This is a genomic window from Acinetobacter sp. YH16038 (assembly GCF_013417275.1).
Lineage (GTDB): Bacteria > Pseudomonadota > Gammaproteobacteria > Pseudomonadales > Moraxellaceae > Acinetobacter.
Window position 1 is genome coordinate 1 of record NZ_VPEG01000030.1, and the last position, 21,608, is coordinate 21,608.

17 protein-coding genes and 6 pseudogenes are annotated in these 21,608 nt (G+C 39.1%); 13 read left to right on the forward strand and 10 right to left on the reverse strand.

Annotated elements, in window-relative coordinates; genetic code table 11:
- From FTV34_RS12885 to FTV34_RS12890, 3 genes and pseudogenes are all read left to right on the forward strand, one after another.
- Positions 1-164: pseudogene (locus FTV34_RS12885) on the forward strand (IS6 family transposase); the annotation flags it as partial.
- 902 nt (positions 165-1,066) lie between these two features.
- Positions 1,067-1,197 (forward strand): annotated as a pseudogene (locus tag FTV34_RS18100) (cation transporter); the annotation flags it as partial.
- Between the two features lie 186 nt (positions 1,198-1,383).
- Positions 1,384-1,998, forward strand: a complete 615-nt coding sequence (locus FTV34_RS12890; protein ID WP_004281236.1) for a thiol:disulfide interchange protein DsbA/DsbL — start codon at positions 1,384-1,386, stop codon at positions 1,996-1,998.
- Positions 1,999-2,304: 306 nt separating this feature from the next.
- Here the strand turns inward: FTV34_RS12890 and dmeF are convergent.
- Positions 2,305-3,270 (reverse strand): annotated as a pseudogene (dmeF, locus tag FTV34_RS12895) (CDF family Co(II)/Ni(II) efflux transporter DmeF).
- A gap of 56 nt (positions 3,271-3,326) precedes the next feature.
- On the opposite strand from dmeF, the gene FTV34_RS12900 reads away from it, so the two are divergent.
- Positions 3,327-3,593 carry a metal/formaldehyde-sensitive transcriptional repressor gene (locus FTV34_RS12900; protein ID WP_005006352.1) on the forward strand — a complete coding sequence of 89 codons (267 nt, stop codon included), beginning with the start codon at positions 3,327-3,329 and terminating at the stop codon, positions 3,591-3,593.
- Between the two features lie 45 nt (positions 3,594-3,638).
- Here the strand turns inward: FTV34_RS12900 and FTV34_RS18120 are convergent, their stop codons facing one another.
- The 5 genes and pseudogenes from FTV34_RS18120 to FTV34_RS12925 all read right to left on the reverse strand — a co-directional run bounded on the left by FTV34_RS18120 (position 3,639) and on the right by FTV34_RS12925 (position 8,536).
- Complete coding sequence (locus FTV34_RS18120) at positions 3,639-3,764, reverse strand: YHYH domain-containing protein (protein WP_155756522.1); 126 nt, start codon at positions 3,762-3,764, stop codon at positions 3,639-3,641.
- 140 nt (positions 3,765-3,904) lie between these two features.
- Positions 3,905-6,367 (reverse strand): annotated as a pseudogene (locus FTV34_RS12910) (heavy metal translocating P-type ATPase); the annotation flags it as partial.
- Between the two features lie 178 nt (positions 6,368-6,545).
- Positions 6,546-6,740: a heavy-metal-associated domain-containing protein gene (locus tag FTV34_RS12915; protein WP_004281879.1), complete on the reverse strand. Its 195-nt coding sequence runs from the start codon at positions 6,738-6,740 to the stop codon at positions 6,546-6,548.
- A 469-nt stretch (positions 6,741-7,209) separates the two neighbouring features.
- Positions 7,210-8,091, reverse strand: coding sequence for a copper resistance D family protein (locus FTV34_RS12920; RefSeq protein WP_005021625.1), 882 nt, complete (start codon positions 8,089-8,091; stop codon positions 7,210-7,212).
- A 64-nt stretch (positions 8,092-8,155) separates the two neighbouring features.
- On the reverse strand, positions 8,156-8,536 hold the full coding sequence (locus tag FTV34_RS12925; protein ID WP_004681441.1) for a copper resistance protein CopC: 381 nt from the start codon (positions 8,534-8,536) through the stop codon (positions 8,156-8,158).
- A 364-nt stretch (positions 8,537-8,900) separates the two neighbouring features.
- Here FTV34_RS12925 and FTV34_RS12930 point away from each other — a divergent pair, with 364 nt between their 5' ends.
- Genes FTV34_RS12930 through FTV34_RS12950 form a run of 5 tightly spaced genes read left to right on the forward strand, consistent with a single transcriptional unit; the run spans position 8,901 to position 13,947 of the window.
- On the forward strand, positions 8,901-9,332 hold the full coding sequence (locus FTV34_RS12930; protein WP_005407407.1) for a hypothetical protein: 432 nt from the start codon (positions 8,901-8,903) through the stop codon (positions 9,330-9,332).
- A gap of 28 nt (positions 9,333-9,360) precedes the next feature.
- Positions 9,361-9,633, forward strand: coding sequence for a DUF2933 domain-containing protein (locus tag FTV34_RS12935; protein ID WP_004755892.1), 273 nt, complete (start codon positions 9,361-9,363; stop codon positions 9,631-9,633).
- Positions 9,630-10,280 (forward strand): isoprenylcysteine carboxylmethyltransferase family protein, encoded by a 651-nt coding sequence (locus tag FTV34_RS12940; RefSeq protein WP_004281871.1) that lies wholly within the window; start codon positions 9,630-9,632, stop codon positions 10,278-10,280. The genes FTV34_RS12935 and FTV34_RS12940 overlap by 4 nt, the downstream gene beginning before the upstream one ends.
- Before the next feature lie 11 nt (positions 10,281-10,291).
- Complete coding sequence (locus FTV34_RS12945; RefSeq protein WP_005105854.1) at positions 10,292-12,667, forward strand: heavy metal translocating P-type ATPase; 2,376 nt, start codon at positions 10,292-10,294, stop codon at positions 12,665-12,667.
- Positions 12,664-13,947, forward strand: a complete 1,284-nt coding sequence (locus FTV34_RS12950) for an MgtC/SapB family protein (protein WP_005105856.1) — start codon at positions 12,664-12,666, stop codon at positions 13,945-13,947. Before FTV34_RS12945 ends, FTV34_RS12950 begins: the two co-directional genes overlap by 4 nt.
- 38 nt (positions 13,948-13,985) lie before the next feature.
- Here FTV34_RS12950 and FTV34_RS12955 read toward each other — a convergent pair whose 3' ends face one another.
- Positions 13,986-15,386 carry a heavy metal sensor histidine kinase gene (locus FTV34_RS12955; RefSeq protein ID WP_180031406.1) on the reverse strand — a complete coding sequence of 467 codons (1,401 nt, stop codon included), beginning with the start codon at positions 15,384-15,386 and terminating at the stop codon, positions 13,986-13,988.
- The gene (locus tag FTV34_RS12960; RefSeq protein ID WP_004663993.1) at positions 15,379-16,059 is read right to left on the reverse strand and encodes a heavy metal response regulator transcription factor; all 681 of its coding nucleotides are present in this window, start codon (positions 16,057-16,059) and stop codon (positions 15,379-15,381) included. The genes FTV34_RS12955 and FTV34_RS12960 overlap by 8 nt, the downstream gene beginning before the upstream one ends.
- Positions 16,060-16,207: 148 nt before the next feature.
- On the opposite strand from FTV34_RS12960, the gene FTV34_RS12965 reads away from it, so the two are divergent.
- The 3 genes from FTV34_RS12965 (at position 16,208) to FTV34_RS12975 (ending at position 19,564) form a co-directional block, all read left to right on the forward strand.
- A complete protein-coding gene (locus FTV34_RS12965; protein WP_004760992.1) occupies positions 16,208-16,504 on the forward strand; it encodes a hypothetical protein in 297 nt (98 codons plus the stop codon).
- Between the two features lie 89 nt (positions 16,505-16,593).
- Positions 16,594-18,657, forward strand: a complete 2,064-nt coding sequence (locus FTV34_RS12970; RefSeq protein WP_180070466.1) for a multicopper oxidase domain-containing protein — start codon at positions 16,594-16,596, stop codon at positions 18,655-18,657.
- Positions 18,644-19,564, forward strand: a complete 921-nt coding sequence (locus tag FTV34_RS12975; RefSeq protein WP_034671284.1) for a copper resistance protein B — start codon at positions 18,644-18,646, stop codon at positions 19,562-19,564. The genes FTV34_RS12970 and FTV34_RS12975 overlap by 14 nt, the downstream gene beginning before the upstream one ends.
- Before the next feature lie 63 nt (positions 19,565-19,627).
- Here FTV34_RS12975 and FTV34_RS12980 read toward each other — a convergent pair whose 3' ends face one another.
- Both FTV34_RS12980 and FTV34_RS12990 read right to left on the reverse strand, forming a co-directional pair.
- Positions 19,628-20,590, reverse strand: coding sequence for an IS30-like element IS18 family transposase (locus FTV34_RS12980; protein WP_180070468.1), 963 nt, complete (start codon positions 20,588-20,590; stop codon positions 19,628-19,630).
- 288 nt (positions 20,591-20,878) lie between these two features.
- Positions 20,879-21,037: pseudogene (locus FTV34_RS12990) on the reverse strand (DDE-type integrase/transposase/recombinase); the annotation flags it as partial.
- Positions 21,038-21,068: 31 nt separating this feature from the next.
- Between FTV34_RS12990 and FTV34_RS12995 the strand changes: the two are divergent.
- Positions 21,069-21,572 (forward strand): annotated as a pseudogene (locus FTV34_RS12995) (NAD(P)H-dependent oxidoreductase); the annotation flags it as partial.
- Positions 21,573-21,608: the final 36 nt, after the last annotated feature.

Genomic DNA, 21,608 nt, shown 5'->3' on the forward strand with positions numbered 1-21,608 from the left:
CGGATCATCAGGGCCACATTAGGATTCAAATCTATGAAGACGGCTTATGCCACAATTAAAGGTATTGAAGTCATGCGTGCACTACGTAAAGGACAAGCATCGTCATTTTATTATGGTCAGCCTCAGGTGAAGTGTGTCTAATCAACAGGGTTTTCGGTCTCTAAGTACTTTTTAAAGGGAACATCATCGACTCAAATCTCTATTTGCAACAGTGCCTAATTAAATCCCTTACAATTCAAATTTTTCAGCAACGACTTATCTTTGTTAAAATAGTATTAATTTATTTTTTTTAGGACAAACCTTAACAAAATTACAAATTTGTAATTTGGTTGTCATTTAGGTGTATATATCTAGGAATTAGTATATGAAGAAATTATTTTTTGGTCCAAGATATGATTAGATTCAATAATATATATATGAAGATTGTTTTAGTTATTTTTACTATAGTTTTTTCAACCAGTAGTTTTGCTGATGGGGGACTTCGTTTCTTAGAGAAAAATTTAGAAATAATTAACAATGAAAAAAGCAAAGGGTGTGAAGAGAATTAATTCAAAATTATAATGAAGCACATATAACTAGGAAAACTAAAAATTAGTTATTTTTAGTATGGTGTAACTAAGATTAATTAATTTTTTTAAATCGAATGATAAATATATTTATTTTTTTTAATTTATTCTTTACCATTTTCAAATTTTTAAATAATCCGAAAAGACTATTTTAAACTTTAGGGTTACATATGCTCCTATACATAGGCAGGAATAAATATGCAACTTAGTATATTTGCAACAATAGTACTGGAAAGATTCATGTAATAATGCTTAAAACTCTCTAATTAGTTAGGGAGGCATTGGAATTGGAGAAAAAAGTAAAGTGCCCACTAGCAAATGTGGTTATTGGAGGAATTATCTCATCAACCCTTCTTATGTTGGTTTTATTACCAATATTGTCCCGGTGGATAAATGAAAAGAAAGCTTCTTGACCAATTATAGTAAGCAATTTTTAGCAGAAATATTGAGGCTTACTCAAGTCTCTCAGCTAATCGTAAATAGAATAAGGAAACTATTGTATGTCAGAAGATCATTCTCAGAGCCACGCGGCTGTTACTGAAGAGAATAGTAAGAAGCTAATATTTACTGTAGGTTTGACCACTACGTTTTAATCGTAGAAATTATAACCGTTTTTATTACTCAAAGTTTAACTTTTGTGATTATCTAAAAACACATAGCGGTCGAATGGCCATATTAACTGACTTAAAATCAGTCGCATACTTTAATGTAGCGGTTCTGATAGCACAAAAGTTCGCAGCATGAAAACGGAACCGGCATAATTGATTTATAGTGAACCCATACACTAAGCATAATGATTTAGAGGACGATAATCCCAATGAAAAAATTCCTTTTAGGAGCTGTTGCCGCATCTGTTTTGGCCTTTTCAGGCAATGCTATGGCCAATTTTGTGGCAGGTCAGGACTATCAGGTGGTTGCAAAACCAGTCAAAGTCGAAAAACCGGGCAGAATTGAGGTACGTGAATTCTTCTGGTACGGCTGTGGTCACTGTTTCGCGCTTGAACCACATATGCAGGGCTGGTTGAAAAAATTACCAAAAGATGTACGTTTTGTACGTACGCCGGCTGCAATGAATCCACTCTGGGAGCAGGCAGCGCGTGCTTATTATGTGTCTGAAGCATTGGGTGTGCGTCAAAAAGCACATTTACAATTATTCCATGATATTCATGATAAGCAACGTCCAATTTTAGAACAGGCGCAATTGGCCAAGTTCTATACCCGCTATGGTATTCCTGAAGCGAAATTTAACAGCACTTATAAATCTTTCCCGATCACTTCGAAAATTGCCCAAGCCAAAAATCTGGCTGCTCAGTATCAGTTAAGTGGTGTTCCGGCAGTGACCGTGAATGGTAAATATATTGTGCAGGGTAATGATGCCAAAGTCATTCAGGTGGTGAATTACCTGATCGAGAAAGAGCGTAAAGCCAAATAAGACGCGATTGATTATCTCTAAAAAAAACCTGCATCGAATCTGCAGGTTTTTTTATTTAAACTGGAGGAATGGTTATTTACGTCCTGACTGCCGGATCTGGTGTTTCTATCGGCGGGCGATACCAGTGTAAAATTCCTCGGAATAAGAGCTGCATCTGCAACACGCTTTGCGCTTTAAAGTAATGAATTTTCCTTTCTATTTCAACACGCAGAATTGCCGAGGCGCCCCGACGCTCTACAACAAACAAATTCTAATCTAAGATTTACATAAATAGACTGATAAAGTTTAAAAGGAATAAATATTAATTTAAACAACATGGAAATTCTTGTTAATTTCAACAGAAATATGAACAATCTCTTCATGAATTGACAAAGCTTTACGAACTACCTCTGCTGTTAAGGAGTCATTAACTGTATTTAGGGATAAAATACATGAAAATTTACTTCTACCTACTTTCCAGACATGCAGATCAGTAATCATAATTTGGTTATCTAATTCCTCTACAACTTCCTGAATCTCCTTTACTACAGGATGTTCCATCTCTGCATCAAGCAATGTTTTACCTGTTTCTCTAATCAATCCCCAAGACCATTGTGCTACAAGCACTGCACCTACGATCCCTAGAATTGCATCTAAAAAATCCCATCCAAAATACTTCCCTGCGAAAAGTGCAATAATCGCTAATACAGAAGTTACTGCATCTGCTACTACATGAAGAAAAGCGGCTTTCTGGTTTAAGTCATGGTCATCATGAGAGTGATGATGATCGTGGTGGTGGTCATGGTCATCATGAGAGTGATGATGATGGTGGTGGTGACCATTTTCACGTAGTAACCAGGCACAAATAAAATTAACGATCAAGCCAACAATCGCAATTGAAATTGCCTCGTTGTAGTGAATATTCACAGGATTGAATAAATGTTCTATCGATTGAACACCCATGAATACAGCAACAACCATCAATAAAATGGCACTCGAATATCCAGCTAAGATTTCTATCTTCCATGTACCGAAACAGAATCTCTGATCACGAGCATATTTTCGAGCCATTTTATAGGCAAAATAAGCTAAGCCCAATGCCAACATATGAGAACTCATATGCCATCCATCAGCCAATAAAGCCATGGAATTAAAGAACCATCCTCCAAAAATTTCAAACACCATCATTACACCAGTGAGGATGGTTGCGATTAAAATTTTCTTTTGTGCTAAAGGATTTCCTTCGTCAAATTGATGCGAATGGTCACTTTTAACATTATTTAGATATTACATTTTATTGCACCACAATTAATACTCCCCCATAGTATATGTTCTTGAGGTTGAATAGTATGTCTCACTTAAATCAGAACAAAAAAATTTTAAATCGGATTAGACGAATTCAAGGTCAAACTAATGCCCTTGAACAGAATATTTTAAATTCTGAAAATTCTTGTATTGAGGTATTACAGCAAGTTGCAGCAATTAAAGGTGCGATAAATGGCTTAATGAATGAGTTAATAGAACTTCATCTTAGAGAACATGTACTCGGTGATACTGAGAAAATAAAGGAAAAAGAACTAAATGAATTTTTAGCTTTAGTTAAACGCTACTTATAACTTTAAAGCACAGTCTTTTAAATAAAAAAACTGTGTGCGCACCTATTAATGACAGTGGTAATCACCAGTTTTACTGTTGGTATGACAACCCTGTAAGTTCGTTCCCCCAGAATGAGCATTCGCATAGGTAAATGACATGCCTATAAAGCATATTAATAAAATTCTTTTCATCTTAATCCCTCTCAAATAATTAGAATATCAACTGTATGATATTTAATAAAAGCCAACATGGCTTAGACCATTTCCAAATATATAAAGTAAAGCCAACAAAACTTTAAATGTATATAAAAAATGGTTAAATAATTGCAAGGGGGGGCTTTAAAACGTTTTAATCGTAAAGCATTTCCTAGTACAAATATTGACGAGAGAGCCATTGCACCAGCAGCAAATACAGGAGAAAGTAGCAGTCCAAATTGCGGATAAAGTACACCTGCTGCAATAGGAATCAGAGCTGCATTGTAAACAAATGCCCAAAATAAATTTTCACGAATATTGGTTATAGTCGCTTTGCTTAAAGCGATAGCATTTGGCACTCCTTTCAGGTTGCCAGACATCAAAACCACATCAGCAGCTTCAATAGCTACGTCTGTACCTGTACCTATTGCTAAACCAATATCTGCTTCTGCAAGTGCAGGGGCATCATTAATGCCATCTCCAACATATGCGAGTTTACCATATTGATTTTTTAATTTTTTAACGGCCTCTATTTTACCTTCAGGTAAGACTTCTGCAATAACCTCATCAATACCTAGTTTTTTTGCAATCGCTTGAGCTGTATGACGGTTATCACCTGTAATCATGGCAACCTTTAAACCTAACTGATGTAACGCTTCAATTGCAGCAAATGTTGATTCTTTAATTGGATCTGCTACAGCAATAATGGCAGCAAGTTTCTGGTCAATCGCAACATAGAGAGGGGTTTTTCCTTCTTCTCCCAAACGATCCGAAAATTGAGAAAAAACATTAGGATTCAAACCTAGTTTTTCCATATATCGATCTGCACCAATATGAACCAAATGTTCAGACACCGTTGCTTCTATTCCATAGCCCGTGACTGACTTGAAATCAGCAACAGGAGACAGGATTAATTCCTTATCTATAGCGGCTTGTACAATTGCTCGAGCAATAGGATGCTCAGACTTTGATTCAACGGCTGCCATAAGTGAAAGTACGGCATTGTATTCAAACCCTTCTAAGACATGCAGATCGGTTAAAATTGGTTTCCCTTCAGTCAGGGTCCCTGTTTTATCAACAGCAACCACTTTAGTTTCTTTGAGCAGCTGCAAAGCTTCCCCTTTACGGAATAAAACACCCATTTCAGCACCACGCCCAGTTCCCACCATGATTGATGTAGGCGTTGCAAGTCCCATTGCACAAGGACATGCAATAATGAGTACCGCAACTGCATTAACTAAGCTAAACGTTAGGGCTGGCTCAGGGCCGAAGATAAACCAAGTAATAAAAGTTAAAAGAGAGAGACCCATTACTACAGGTACAAACCACATGGTAATTTTATCAACCAATGCTTGAATAGGCAGCTTGGAACCCTGTGCCTGTTCAACCATTCGGATGATTTGAGAAAGCACTGATGAACTACCAACAGAGGTGGCTTTGATATTTAAGCTGCCACTTTGGTTAATTGTTCCTCCTACCACAGTAGAGCCTATCGTTTTTTCAACGGGCATAGGCTCGCCAGTAATCATGGATTCATCAATAAAACTTTGGCCGTGAATAACTTCACCATCGACAGGGATACGCTCGCCTGGTCTAATCTCTACAATCGTTCCTGTTTGAACTTCGGCAATCGGAACTTCTATCACCTGATTATTGAGCTGTATTCTGGCAACTTTAGGCTGCATTCCAACTAGATGTTGAATTGCTAAAGACGTTCGGCCTTTTGCCTTGGCTTCAAAAAATCTACCTAATAGAATTAAAGTGATAATAACCGCTGCAGCTTCATAATAAACATTGACCGTGCCTTGTGGCAGGACACTTGGAAAGAAAGTAGCAACCACTGAATAAAGATAAGCAGCCAATGTTCCTACAGCCACCAAGGAATTCATGTCTGGTGCTAAGCGGAATAAACTTGGGATGCCCTTTTTAAAGAAGCGTCGGCCTGGAAAAATTAATGCTACTGTGGTCAAGAAAAATTGCATTAACCAGCTATTTTGTTGGCCAATGTTATCCATCATAAACGTATGAAAGGCGGGAATCAGGTGTGATCCCATTTCTAAAATAAAAACGGGTAGAGTCAATAAGACTGACAAAATTAAATCTTTTTTAAGTTTTTCTAATTCAATATTTTTTTTATCTTGAAAGCTTTCCGTAGTTTGATGAACTGACTTTGCTTCAAACCCTGCTTTGGTAACAGCCTGAATTAACGAGTCACGAGTGACAGATGAGCTTGCCTGAATAGTCGCTTTTTCAGTAGCCAGATTTACATGAGCTGATTCCACACCCTCAACAGATTTTAAGGCCTTTTCTACTCGACCTACACAAGAAGCACATGACATACCCTCAATCGTAAGCTCTATTGGTTGCAGCGCTTCCACTTCGTAGCCTGCTTTTTCTACGGCTTTAATTAAAGTAGCGCGATCAAGTGGTTGATGCGCATAAATGACTGCTTTTTCGGTAGCCAGATTTACATGAGCCGATTCAACACCCTCAACAGATTTTAAAGCTTTTTCCACACGGCCTACACAAGAAGCACATGTCATCCCCTCAATCTCTAATGTTTCACTGTAGTGTGGCGTATCAGTCATTTCGGTACTCATATACGATCTCTATCATTTAGATATGCTGAGTTCTATATGCGAAGATCAGCTCGAACCAAGATTAGGGGGAATTCAGGGATTACTTTTATTTCAAGCAAGTACAGGTTTTATCTGTACGATGAGGAAAATAAGAGAGAGTAAAAGTGGTAAGGAATTCCCACTGTTACTCTAACAGAGATTAAGCAGGATCAGCTGTAAATCCACGCTCACTGAGAGTGGCAATGACTTGATCCTGACTCACCGTTGTGTTGATTTCAACAATACGGTTTTGTAAATCAATATCGAGTGAGGCATTCGAGTCGAGCTCTTTAATTGCGGTAGTAATGCCGCGTGCACAACCACCACAAGTCATATTAGCGATGTGAAATTTCATATGTTGCTCCTTTTTAACAAAACATTTGTTTAAAACATTAGAACAGTAACTCTAAACTTTCACCATACAACCAGCCTTTTTCTGAATCAGTTACTCGCTGTAACTTGGTCTGTGTACAACCTTACAGTTTTCTTCAGAGTATTCCAAAGAAGAGTGTTCTAATGACTACAGTAAAAGTACTTAACCAACATTAATGTGACTTTAAAATGACATTTTTGTCATCTACGATCACTCTGAAATTTATAAGATTAGTTATTTCAATCAATGGTAGTGAACTGAATAGATGAGACCGTTATGGGTTGAAGATAAGCTAAAAACCGGTGACTACCTTTATGTATAATGCCTCATGATGCGATTTTACTGTTCTGATTGTCGTAAGTTGGCAGTCCAGTAGAAACTTTATTGCTCAGCTACAAAAGATAAATGCAGTAATGTTAAATTTCCTCAATTCCCTTATTTTGAAATTCTCTTATTCAATACCCACGACAGTGGTTATATAGCCTGTTGTTAATAGAATTGATAGACCTAATAACATCTCAAATAAAATGGCATGACTAAGGTGTTTAGCGAATTTAGGATGTTGAAGACGCGGGGTGAAATACCATTTGTTGAAGGCAGCTAAAAGTAGAATACCTATAACAAAAAACATTTTAACCATGAAACCATAGCCATATGCAGTATTGATTAAGGTATTAAAATCTTTAATTAAAAGAAGAGCTACACTAGCGCCACAGGCGATTAATATCCCAACAATGAAAGCAGCAATACGTCCAAATACATGCATGCGATCTTTTAAAGGTAAACCACTTATTTCCCGGCTGGTTTTCCATAACGGATATAAAGACCCCATCCATAACGACATAACTAGAATATGGATTGATAATAAAATTTGAGCAAGTAAGGTTAAATTAGCGACATGTCCGAGCTGGGAAAAACTAAAAATAATCGGGAGAAGTAAAACACAAAATATTGAACTTTCAATTATAGAAAAATGACCTTTGTTCCTGTTAAGTTTAACCACCATGAGAAGAAGTAAAAGAGCAAAACTAATAGAACGAAGAACGTATATATACCCCGTCGGAGTATTAACCAATATATTAATATACGTGGGGTCCACCATACCTGTAATACCAGTATTGGCAAAACTACCAATCAGAATAAAAAATCCCAAGGTACTGGAAATTAGGCCTAATCCAGCGCCAATTGTAATATATTTAAGAATCGATTCTTTTAGTTCAAGATATTGTCTAAGTAAAAAATAGCAAAAGGCTCCACCAACGACAAAAGCTACACTTAAATATAAAATAACCTTAGTTAACCAAGTGGCCCACATCCAATATTCAGAAATCATTATTTTTGTCCATTCTAGAACAACATGCCAGCACCTCACTGACATGTTGAAAGGTAATCAATTCTTATTTAGTTGATTTGATAGTGAAACTATATTCACCATTCATGTTGTGACCATCTTTCCCCATTGTTGTCCAGACAACGGTATATTTACCTTTTTTCAGTTTCGGAAGAGCGACATCAAAGGATTTCTTTAAGTCATGAGTAACTTTATATTTTAAAGGAACATCTCTTCGCTGAGCATCCAGTAACTTAATATTCATCAACATAACCTCTGCACCAAAGTTAAGGGTCAAGTTCTTTGGTTGACTAAGGATAGATGCATTTTCCGCAGGAATCGCACTCACTAAACTCACATGAGCGAACGTAGTTGTAGTAGCCACAATCATCGTTGCAGCTACTACAACATTACGTAGAGCAGTCATTTTATTTTGAAATAATTTCATTTACGTTTCCTCTTGATTCGTTAGTTCATTAGAGATGACTTTATAAAATCTATATTTAATGAGACCACATCATCTCCTCTTATATTTCAATTATTAGTGAGAGACAGAAACAGAGCGATGACTTCAAAATTACATTTTTGTCATTTTTAAAAATCAATAGACTCAAGTGATAAAATTATTCAATAGAAATAAAAAAATTGACTATAACCAGCTACCACCTAAGTAAAACACCGGTGGCATAACCAGCGATCAACTTCATCAAAAGAATGAGTGGAGCAAATAAATGAAAACTACCTCTCTCTATTTGTTTGCTTCATTCATTTAAAGGTTGTATCGGCTGATCAACTGATGGAAGGAAAATACCATGACTTATATCCGCCAAACTTTACTCGCACTTTGTATAACCACTGCCGCTCTAGGTGCATTAGCCCAAAATCCTGAAGAGCATAAAACTCATCACCCAGAAAATACTCCTCCATCCACAGTCACTGTTAAAAAGACAGCTACTGGCACGATGACTCCAGACAAAATGGCTGCAATGGACCAACACATGAAAGCGATGCAAGCCATGCATGAAAAGATGATGGCTGCAAAAAACCCGCAAGAACGTCAGAAACTTATGGCTGAGCACATGAAACTCATGCAAGGAGGTATAAGCATGATGAAACAGATGGGTAGCCAAAGCATGAATGCCAATATGGCTGACCGTCAGCAAATGATGGAAAAACGTATGGACATGATGCAATCCATGATGCAGATGATGATGGACTGTATGCCTCCCTCCACAACTAAATAATTACCCATGAATTAGAGAGGGAAGCACCATGAACCATCAACCTCAAGAACATAATTCAGTACCTAACTTTTGGTCTACACGTTATGCCATCGGCCTATTCGTGATTGGTGGTGTGGCAGCCTATTTTCTCTTAACCGAGCATTTGGCCCATGTCGTTGGTGTTTTACCCTTTTTACTCCTTTTAGCATGCCCACTCATGCATATTTTTATGCATGGTGGTCATGGACATCACCATCATCAACAGAAAAATCCAGACACATCAGATAATAAAAAATCACGCGAACCAGGAGACCCCTCATGAATCATGCGGAATCGGCTTATGGTTTATGGACGCTGGTTATCATTAACTCAGCAGTTTTTATCATGTTCGCTTTCAGTTTTTTTAGACCTTCCACTGCGCGCGATTGGCGTACATTTGGGGCCTTTTCGGCTTTTATCATTGCTCTATTTGTCGAAATGTATGGTTTTCCTTTAACCATTTACCTGTTATCTGGTTGGCTTCAAACTCGCTTCCCTCAACTTGACTTACTTTCTCATAATGCAGGTCACTTGTGGTCAACGCTATTAGGTGAAAAAGGTGATCCACATTTTGGCATTTTGCATATCGCCAGTTACGTTTTCTTGGGCTATGGATTTTACCTGTTATCAACGTCATGGCACGTGCTGTACAACGCGCAACGTCAGCATTCTTTAGCGATCACAGGCCCTTATGCACGTATACGTCACCCACAATACGTGGCTTTTGTGATGATCTTGCTGGGTTTTTTATTGCAATGGCCAACTTTACTGACACTGATTATGTTTCCAATCCTACTCTTAATGTACAGCCGCTTGGCAATTAAGGAAGAGGCTGAAATGAGTAAACAGTTTGGCGCTGTCTATGACAGCTATGCTCAACAGACTCCGAGATTTATTCCAAAATTCGGCCATAAAACCACTTTACCATAAGAGAATTATTTATGTCAGATCAAAAAAATCATAACCAGGACCATATGGCACAGGCTACAACAGACGTACTGAAAGACCCAGTCTGTGGTATGACCGTCACTGAAGAATCGAAATACCATGAGGAATTTAAGGGGAAAACTTACTTTTTTTGCAGTGATAAATGTCAATCAAAGTTTCATAGCAGCCCGGTGCAATATATCGCTAAACCCGCAACGACGACTGCCGATGCACATACACAGCATCATCAGACTACTCAATCCGTTAATGAGACAAGCACAACAGGCACGATCATCTATACGTGCCCAATGCATCCAGAAATTAAACAAGATCATCCTGGAAACTGTCCTAAATGCGGAATGACACTGGAGCCACTCATTCCTGAATTAGAGGAAGATGAGAATCCGGAGTTACGTGATTTCCGCCGACGCTTCTGGTGGACACTGCCATTGACCATCATCGTGACTTTTTTGGCGATGTTTGGTCATCAAATGAACCTGTTCAATATGGCGGTTCAGAGCTGGATTGAACTGGTGTTGTCACTCCCAATTGTACTTTGGGCAGGTTGGCCATTTTTTTCCCGGGGTTGGCAATCGGTTGTGAATCGCAGCCCGAACATGTGGACGCTGATTGGTTTGGGCACTGGAGCTGCATTTATTTATAGTGTGGTCGCAACCATTGCACCGCAAATCTTCCCAGACTCATTTATTTCCATGGGTCGTGTCGCTGTTTACTTTGAAGCTTCAGCGGTCATCATTTCATTGACCCTACTGGGACAAATATTGGAGTTAAAAGCACGTTCGCAAACTTCTGCTGCAATTAAGTCACTCCTTGGGCTCGCTCCTAAAACAGCTCGCCGAATCCTGCCTGATGGAACTGAAGAAGATGTTCCTCTAACGCATGTCCATGTAGGAGATTTACTCAGAATTCGCCCAGGTGAAAAAGTGCCTGTGGATGGTGTAATCACTGAAGGAAGTAGTTCAGTGGATGAATCGATGCTGACAGGTGAACCTTTACCTATCACTAAACGTATCGGCGATAAAGTCATTGGAGCTACCCTGAATACCAATGGTTCATTGATCATGCGTTCAGAGAAAATTGGTTCAAGTACCATGTTATCCCAGATCGTACAGATGGTGGCGCAAGCTCAACGATCGAGAGCACCAATGCAACGTATGGCTGATCAGGTAGCAGGTTGGTTCGTCATGGCTGTAGTGACCATTGCCTTGCTTACCTTCTTTGGATGGGGACTATTCGGCCCAGAAGAATCAAGCTGGGTTTATGCATTAATCAATGCTGTGGCAGTACTCATTATTGCCTGTCCTTGTGCACTAGGCTTGGCAACTCCAATGTCTATCATGGTTGCGACGGGTCAAGGTGCTACTCATGGTGTGCTGTTCCGTGATGCAGCAGCCATTGAGAATCTACGCAAGATTGACACACTAATCATCGATAAAACAGGTACGTTAACTGAAGGACGCCCTGTATTCGATCGTGTAGTTGCCGCATCAGATTTTGACGAATCTGAAGTATTACGTTTAGCCGCCAGTCTTGATCAAGGCAGTGAACACCCGCTAGCCGAAGCGATTGTAAACGCAGCACACGAACGTGGCCTGTCTCTTGAAACACCAGATAATTTTGAATCGGGCTCAGGGATTGGTGTTCGAGGTCAAGTGGGCGATCGTCAGTTAGCTTTGGGCAACACAGCACTGATGGAGCAATTGGGTATCTCGGTACAATCTCTGATTCCGCAAGCCGAAGAGCTGCGTTCGGAAGGTGCAAGTGTGATGCATCTAGCCATCAATGGTGAATTGGCCGGTCTGCTTGCAGTATCCGATCCCATCAAAAAAAATACCCCAGAAGCACTTGCCACCCTGAAGGAAGCGGGTCTACGTATCGTGATGGCAACAGGAGATGGTCTCACCACTGCCCGTTCAGTCGCAGCACGTCTAGGCATTGATGAGGTACATGGCGAAGTCAAACCCGCAGATAAACTAGAACTGGTCAGCAAATTGCAGAAGGAAGGTCGCATCGTGGCTATGGCTGGTGATGGCATCAATGATGCACCAGCCTTGGCTAAAGCTGATGTCGGTATCGCTATGGGAACCGGGACTGATGTTGCAATGAATAGTGCCCAAGTTACGCTGGTCAAGGGAGATTTACGAGGGATTGCTGTTGCCCGTTCACTTTCGGAAGCTACTGTCGGCAACATGAAACAGAACCTCATGTTTGCTTTCCTTTACAATGCTTTGGGTATCCCTATCGCGGCTGGCGTACTATATCCATTTACCGGTTGGTTGTTGTCACCGATGATTGCCGCCTTGGCTATGAGTTTGAGTTCAGCTTCAGTCATCACCAATGCCCTTCGCCTGCGAAATAAAAAGTTATGATAGAGAGTTCCTTTCTTCCACCAGATGTATCAGGGCTGGTTGCAGCACTCGCCATCGGCCTGCTCATTGGTTTAGAACGAGGATGGCAGGATCGAGAACTGCCAGAAGGCAGCCGAGTAGCAGGTCTACGTACCTTCACATTGACAGGATTGCTCGGAGGAGTGCTCGGTCATTTACAACCAAACTTCGGAGCTTGGCCGCTAGTTGCGGCCGTATTAGGGCTTTCCTTATTACTAACAGTGTCCTATGCTCGTACCGCAAAAATTTCCGGTAATTTAAGTGCTACCACAATTATTGCGATGCTGTTGACATTAGTTTTAGGTGCATATGCATCCCATGGTAATGTTACTTTAGCATTAACCGCGGCTGTAATCGTCGCTGTATTTTTGGATCTCAAGCCAACCTTACACGGTTGGCTACGCTTGATAGAGCATCGTGAATTAACCGCATCCCTGCAGTTGCTGGTACTTTCTGTCGTTATATTACCCTACTTACCCAATACGGGTCTGGGACCTTTTGCTGCATTAAATCCTTACCAGTTATGGTGGGCAGTGATCCTGATTGCCGGACTCTCTCTGGCAGGTCATTTTGCCATGCGGCTTACCGGTTCAGAAAGAGGCATATTCTGGACAGGTCTATTGGGTGGTTTGGCATCGTCTACAGCTGCAACTGTCGCACTGGCACGCTATACACGCCAGCACCCCGTCATGGTCAGTGCTGCTATTTCTGGAACATTGGCTGCCTGTGGCATCATGTTTTTTCGTATGGTTGTGCTGATAGGCGTCATTGAGCCAGCATTGCTAAGCACTTTTGGTGGTGCAATGATGATTGCGGGAATCCTTCTGCTGGGTATGGCATTGTGGAGACAACGCCAAATTACCAGCGCTGAAAACAACGATCGAACAATAGAAGCAATGGCTCCTTTTGATCTTGGGACAGCATTCAGCTTCGCTGCTTTCCTGGCTGTCATGGCAGTCTTGGTCCCGGCAGCAAAACAATGGTTGGGCACCAGCGGCATCTTCGTATTATCGACTATTTCTGGGCTAGCAGACGTAGATGCTATTTTAGTCTCACTTGCCCGCCTGCATAGTACTGAAGGCTTAACAACAAATGTGGCTGCTGTCGCGCTAGGGCTGGCCACACTGAGCAACATGTTAAGCAAAGCGACAATTGCATGGATGACAGGGGGGGCACAGTTTGGCCGAGCTATCATATTTGGCTACACAATTGCCATGATAGGTGCTGGCGTAGCTCTGGCTCTCAGTTTGAGCTTTATGTAAGGTCAACTCGGGTAAATGGAAGATGTTCAAAAAATGAGTTAAAATGATTCCCCTTGCATGGATTCACTTTGAAAAACAATGGTAAAAATGATTCGACCATTGAGGGATTCAGCCTGGATGGTCGCCCCAAGCATATCAAGAATAGATTTTGTTATCGCGAGCCCTAAGCCGGTTCCTTCTTCTGTTCTTTGTCTAGATGCATCTGTTCGATAAAATCGATCAAATAACCTGGATAGTTGTTCAGGAGAGATTTCAGGGCCTTCATTTTCAATTGAAAATATTGTGTTATCTAAATTCTGTTGAAGTTTTATGCGTATTGTAGAATTCTTATTTCCATATTTAACTGCATTAGATAATAGATTGCTGAGTGCTCGACGTAACATAGCAGGATCACCTTTGACATTTCCAGATCCTGTTTGTTGAAGCGTCATATTTTTTTCGGCAGCTAGCGCATCATAGAAATCAAATAAGGCTGTAACTTCTTTAACCAGGTCAATATTCTGTAAGTTCTGTAATTTTAGGCCATGTTCTGCTTTTGCCAAGAAAAGCATATTGGATACCATTCGAGCCAAACGTTCTAATTCTTCTAAATTAGAAAATAGTATTTCTTGATAAGTACCAATATCTCGGTTACGGGCAAGACATACTTGAGTTTGAGTCATTAAGTTATTAATCGGTGTTCTAATTTCATGCGCTAAATCAGATGAAAAATCGGAAAGCTTTTCTAAAGCTGATTCTAGTCTGTCGAGCATATCATTGAAGGCAATTGCTAATGATTTTAGTTCTGTTGGTGTGTGCTCAACTTCTAAACGTTCTGAAAGATGTTGGGCAGAAATGCCTTCTGCGACCTTAGCCATTTTTTGCACGGGTCTTAAACCTCTCCAGGTTGCAAACCAGCCTAAAAACATTAAACAAATCGTACCGGCTAAACCAATGTAAAAAAGTTGACGCTTAAAATCATTTAAAAAATGTAGATGTTCAGATGTATCGATCCCCACAATAATGCGTACAGATTGTATCTCAGTATTTTTGTTTATATCCGTGTTGTAGATCATGCCACGATAAGTCTTATCCTGAATTTTCCATTTAATCCATGAATTATTTGCTGACTTGGTTAAGTGTTGAGTATTAATTGTTGAAGGTGCTGAACTAAATAAAACTTTACCTGTCGGTCGTTCTATTTGAACCATAAGATCATGGTGTCCAACTAAAGCGTCTCTCAAATAAAGATTAAGTTCTGGAGAGTTTTTAGGATTCTGTTGGATAAGATTCTGAATCAGCTGGATTTTACCTTCTAATTGGGTACGGTCTTGAGTCTCAAAATGATGCATTACTAATTTATTTATGAACAAACCCATAATAATTAGAATGAAAATAGTAGATAATGAGAAAATGATACCGATCCGGAAACTGATCGCTCTGAATAAATTATTATTCATCCTCTACCTCTAGTACATACCCCATTCCTCGAATATTCTGAATTAATTTGGGAGTAAAGTTACTGTCAACTTTACTTCTTAATCGTTTAATAGCGACTTCAACGACATTCGTATCACTATCAAAGTTCATATCCCAAATTTGAGATGCAATAAGTGCTCTTGGTAGAATTTCACCTCTTCTACGCATAAAAAGCTCCATAAGCGCGAATTCTTTAGCCGTTAAATCAATGCGTTGACCTGCTCGTGTTACCCGACGTTTTCTCAAATCAAGTTCTAAATCAGCAATCTTAATAATATTATTATCTTCTCTTTGTTGCCCTCGTCTAAGGAGCGTTTTTATTCGAGCTAGAAGCTCTGCAAAAGCAAAAGGCTTAACTAAATAATCATCAGCGCCTAGCTCTAATCCTTTTACTCGATCTTCGATTTGATCTCGGGCGGTAAGAAAAAGAATGGGCATTGTTTTACCGCTGCTACGAATATCATTGATAATATTCCAACCATTTAGTCCAGGTAACATCACGTCTAAAATAATTAAGTCATACTCTTCAGAAAGAGCTTGATGTTTACCCGTTAACCCATCTGTAACCCAGTCCGTAATATAGCCAGCTTCGGATAAACCTTGCTTGAGATAATCACCAGTTTTTTGTTCATCTTCAACTAATAGTATTCTCATTTCCGAATCCTAAGTCATTCATTAAAACTATAATAACGTTATAAAACATCTGATCGAGATAGATTACAAAAATGTCATTTTCAAGTCACTTAGATGTTCAGTGCTTCACTTTATTGTAGTAGCAAGAAATTAACTTTTAGAGAAACTTATGAAAACTGTAGTGCGTCGTAGTCTAACAATTTTAATGTGTGCTGGAACTTTAATTGCTGGTACTCAATCTTGGGCAAAAGATGTATCAACCTCAAGTGCCACTAAAACGGTAAAAGCACAGAAACCTTGTACAAAACCTTGTAAAATGGAAAAAGATGACAAGACTCAGCAAGATCATAGTCAACATCAGTCTCCTAACTCATCTGACATGTCAAAAATGGATCATTCTATGATGAATATGGACCATTCTAAAATGGATCATTCAAAGATGAATATGCCTGGTAGCAATAAATAATTTTATAAATAGCGAGAAAGAAGTATTAAAGTTTATACTAAATATTTGCTTTATTACTTCAATCTTGACCTTTCTAAAGGTGAGATAGAATGTCAAAAAAGTTAAGTCATGTACTCTTAATTGGAGTTGGTTTATTTTCATCAACTTGGGTAATGGCGGCAGTTAAAGAATATGATTTAACAATCGCTGAACAAACTGTAAATATCACAGGAAAACCGCTAAAGAGAATTACCGTTAATGGTAAATTCGTTGCACCACTTCTTGAATTTGAAGAAGGTGATGAGGCCGTTATCCGTGTTCACAATAAGTTAAAAAATCAGGACTCTTCAATCCATTGGCATGGCTTATTATTACCTGGAATTATGGATGGTGTACCTGGATTTAACAAATTTAATGGCATTGCCCCTAATAAAACTTATGAATATAAGTTTAAAGTCCGCCAAAATGGTACTTATTGGTATCATTCACATAGTAAAGGACAAGAACAAGACGGTTTATATGGTGCTTTTGTTATTTATCCTAAAGATAAAACTCCACTAACAGCTGCTGAAAAAACCGATAAAGATTACGTTGTTTTGCTTTCTGATTTTCATAATTCAACAAGTGATCAAATTATGAAAAATCTTAAAAAAGAAGCAGATTACTATCAGAACCGTCGCGAAACAGTATTCGATGTATTAAAACAAGTTAAACGTGATGGATTAAAGGCAACTTGGCAAGACCGCTCTATGTGGAATCAGATGCGGATGTTGAAAACAGATATGTCCGATGTGACTGGTTATACATTTTTAATGAATGGCAAAACACCTCAGCAAAACTGGACCGGTAACTTCAAAGCTGGTGAAAAAGTTCGCCTTCGTTTTATTAATGCTTCCGCTATGTCATTCTTTGATGTACGCATTCCAAACCTAAAAATGACTGTAGTCAGTGCTGATGGTCAACCTGTAAAGCCCGTTCCTGTAGATGAGTTCCGTATTGGTACTGCTGAAACCTATGATGTCATTGTGGAACCAAAACAAGCACATTACCAAATTGAAGCTGAATCTATTGATCGTACCGGTTTTTCAGTGGGAACATTACATGAAGAAAGCAGCCCAGCAGTCAAACAAATTGAGATGCCTAAATCTCGCCCTCGTGCTTTATTAACTATGGAAGATATGGGGATGAGCCATGACATGTCATCTATGAAAGATATGAATCACGATATGTCTTCTATGAAAGGTATGGATCATGATATGTCTTCTATGAAAGGCATGAATCACGATATGTCTTCTATGAAAGGTATGGATCATGATATGTCTTCAATGAAAGATATGAATCATGATATGTCTTCTATGAAAGGTATGGATCATGATATGTCTTCTATGAAAGGTATGGATCATGATATGTCTTCTATGAAAGGTATGGATCATGATATGTCTTCTATGAAAGGCATGAATCACGATATGTCTTCTATGAAAGGTATGGATCATGATATGTCTTCAATGAAAGGTATGGATCATGATATGTCTTCTATGAAAGGTATGGATCATGATATGTCTTCTATGAAAGGTATGGATCATGATATGCCGATGAATAGCGCTACTGTTAAGGCGGCTTCAGACAAGAATGATAATACCGTATTTGGATGGGCAAATGCTTCAACACCTGAAGGTAATAAAGCATTGCAATATAGTGATTTGCAATCGTTAGATCCTCAAAAAGACACTCGTGCAGCTGAACGTGAAATAGAGATCCGTCTTGGTGGAAACATGGAGCGTTATATTTGGACAATAAATGGTAAAAAATTTAATGAAGCCGACCCACTAGTGGTGAAGTATGGTGAACGTATTCGCTTAAAATTTGTCAATGACAGTATGATGGCTCACCCAATGCACTTACATGGCATGTTTATGCAGCTTGAGAATGGTCAGGATCCAAGCAATATGCCAAACAAACATACGGTAATTGTTCCACCTGGGAAAACGATAACCACTCTACTCACAGCTGATGAGTTAGGTGAGTGGGCTATTCATTGTCACCTGCTTTACCATATGAGTGCAGGAATGATGAATAAACTCATTGTAGCTCAAGTGGAAGATGGTAATTCTACAAAGACTGTTCCTCAGTCCCAAGTAAATGAGAAGGGAGTAAATCCACATGCACATCACTAATAATTTGTTTTCAAAAACAACTTTGATGATTGCGCTATTTGGATTATCAAATCTAACGTTCGCTAAAAATGAAACTCCTGTACAAGACAGTAATATTACAAAAAATATGAAAATTCTTTTACAGGAATCTGGAGGATTAAAGTATTCCCTTCAAGAGCGTTATCCAGAATATTATTCAATGGAAAATGCGGATATGGGGGATAAGAGTGTCCAGATTGCGCTTGAGAACTCTAACTCACCTCATGACAATCATCTTAAAGAACATGGTGGACAAATTTATCAAACGACAAAATTTGAAAATGAATGGATGGTTGATGAAGACGGTAAGGGCAACCTAGGAACAAAGTTTGAAACTTTAATTGGAACAGATGAAAATCGTCTATTTATTGAAGCCAATTCGGAAAAGTCAGAAAGTAATGATCCAAAATATGCTGTATCAGCACTTTATAGCCGTAACGTAGCCCCATTTTGGGATGTACAAGCTGGGGTAAGATATAGTGAAGATAAAAATAACAGCAGCAGCGATCGAGTGGATGGGGTTATTGGTATATTAGGTCTAGCTCCTTATTTCTTTGAAACACAAGCATATCTTTATGGCGGTGAGAATAATTTTTGGGGAGCAAGTTTTGAATTAGAACGTGATTTGCTTTTAACTCAGAAACTTATTACTCAACCTTATATCGAAGCAGATGTAATATTTAGCGATGATTCTAACTATGCTGCAAAATCAGGTTTATCAGAACTAAAAACTGGTATCAAAACCCGATATGAGATTACTAAGCGAATTAAACCTTTCATTGATGTTGCTTACCAATATGAAAAAGGACAGAAAGCCACTTCTATGCAAGAGGCAACAGAGTCTGAAAAGGGATGGAAATATGGTGCAGGCATCGAATTAGTTTTTTAAAATAGTATGATTTGGATTCATGAATGGTAGCTTCGGCTACTATTCATGAATTATTAGGCGGATTCAAGCGGCAAGTGCAACAGTATAAAAACCAGCCATAACTTCACTCGGTGTATACCAACCTAGTGTTTTTCTAGGACGATGGTTGAGTGCAAATTCTATCTGCTCTATTTGTTCGTTTGACACGCCATCAAACGATGATGATTTTGGCAGATATTGACGGATTAAACCATTCGTATTTTCATTTCTAGCTCGCTGAATAGACTTGTAAGGATCAGCAAAATACGTCTCTATGCCAGCATCAGTAATTCTTTTGTGTTCGGAAAATTCTTTGCCATTATCAAATGTCACACTATAAGCATGGCTCATTTGTAAACGATCTAATGCACAAGTAATCGTTGGAGAGGATGCTCTTGTTGGCCCTAAATGAACAATATGTACATACAGGCTCTTTCGATCAACGAGAGTCAATAAAGCACCTTTATGATGTTTACCAATCACCGTGTCACCTTCGAAATCTCCTAAACGTTGTCGTTGATCAATGACCTGGTCTCGGCAGTGAATACTTGTTTTATCAATGATTTGACCCCTACGATCCGTGTTTTTGTAACCGCGTTTTCGATATTTCTTCTGATGCCTTAAATGTAGATGAAGTTTACCGCCTTTTGATTTATCTTGATAAATGTACTGGTAAATCCACTCATGTGAAGGTACATCCAGCCAACCGCGTTGTGTTAAAGCACCTGAAATTTGTTCGGGTGACCAGTCCAAACCAATCAAATAATCAATATAAGCGAAGGCAAATGCTGTCATTGATGATGAAGGACGGTACCGTCTTTGACTTGCAAATTTAGCTGCCTGTTGAGCTCTATATCCACGTTGCCCAGTATTTCTTTTTAATTCACGGTAGATGGTTGATCGTGAACGTCCTAATTCCCGAGCAAGGGTAGCGATTGAACTTTTACTTTTCAAAGTAGCATAAATTTCGTATCTTTCATCTTGAGAAAGTTGGGTGTATTTCTTCATTGTGTGCTTTCCAATTGCGAGTTGAAAAAGTCTAATGATTCTATGAATACACCTAACTTTTTCAACTAACTACAAATGTGTTGCACTTGGGATTTGAATCTGCGTTACTATTTATTTTCGAATCTGTAAAACTAAAAAAGCTTAATTTTCGGTCTATTTTTATGCAGTGGTTAAAAACATGCTTATCGCTGTTTTTATCGTTTGCTATTCTTTTAGTAGGATCGGCTGCTACTACTTCGTCTGTACATCATCGGTGTTTAATGCCATCTGAATAGATGCATGTGGCATAGCCGTCTTCATCGATTTGAATCCTAAAGTGGCCCTAATGATCCGCTTTAGCTTGCCATGATTACATTCGATCACGTTATTTTTATACTTAACCTGCCTGTGCTCAAGATCTGGTGGACATTTTCTTTCCCATTTTAACCGTGACAAAGCACCTCCATATGTGTGCTTTATCTGTATCTATCACTTGTGGGGCCTTCCTTTGCCAGAAGATGCGGATACTGAGCATCCAAAAGTAAAAGAACTGCATGAGCTTCTTGCATGGTCTGAAGGTATGGTCTGGTGTTCACCTGAACGTCATGGTTCTATGAGTTCCATTTTTAAATCACAAATAGACTGGATTCCACTTGCAGGAGGAGCAATCCGTGCTACCCAAGTTAAAACCCTTGCCTTGATGCAAGTCAGTGGTGGATCACAGTTATTTAACAGCCTGAACCAGATGCGTATTTTGGGGCGGTGGATGCGGATGATCACCATTCCAAATCAGTCTTCAATTCCGAAAGCTTTCTTGGAATTTGAAGAAGATGGACGAATGAAGCCTTCAGCTTTCTATGACCGGATTGTGGATGTCATGGAAGAGTTATTTAAGTTCACTCTACTAACTCGTGGTCAAAGCAAATACCTGACTGATCGTTATTCTGAACGCAAGGAATCGGCTGAAGAGTTGTCCAAGCGTGTAAATCAGCGCAGTTTATAAATGCTGGATGGTATTAAATACTGCGCCTCATTGCCA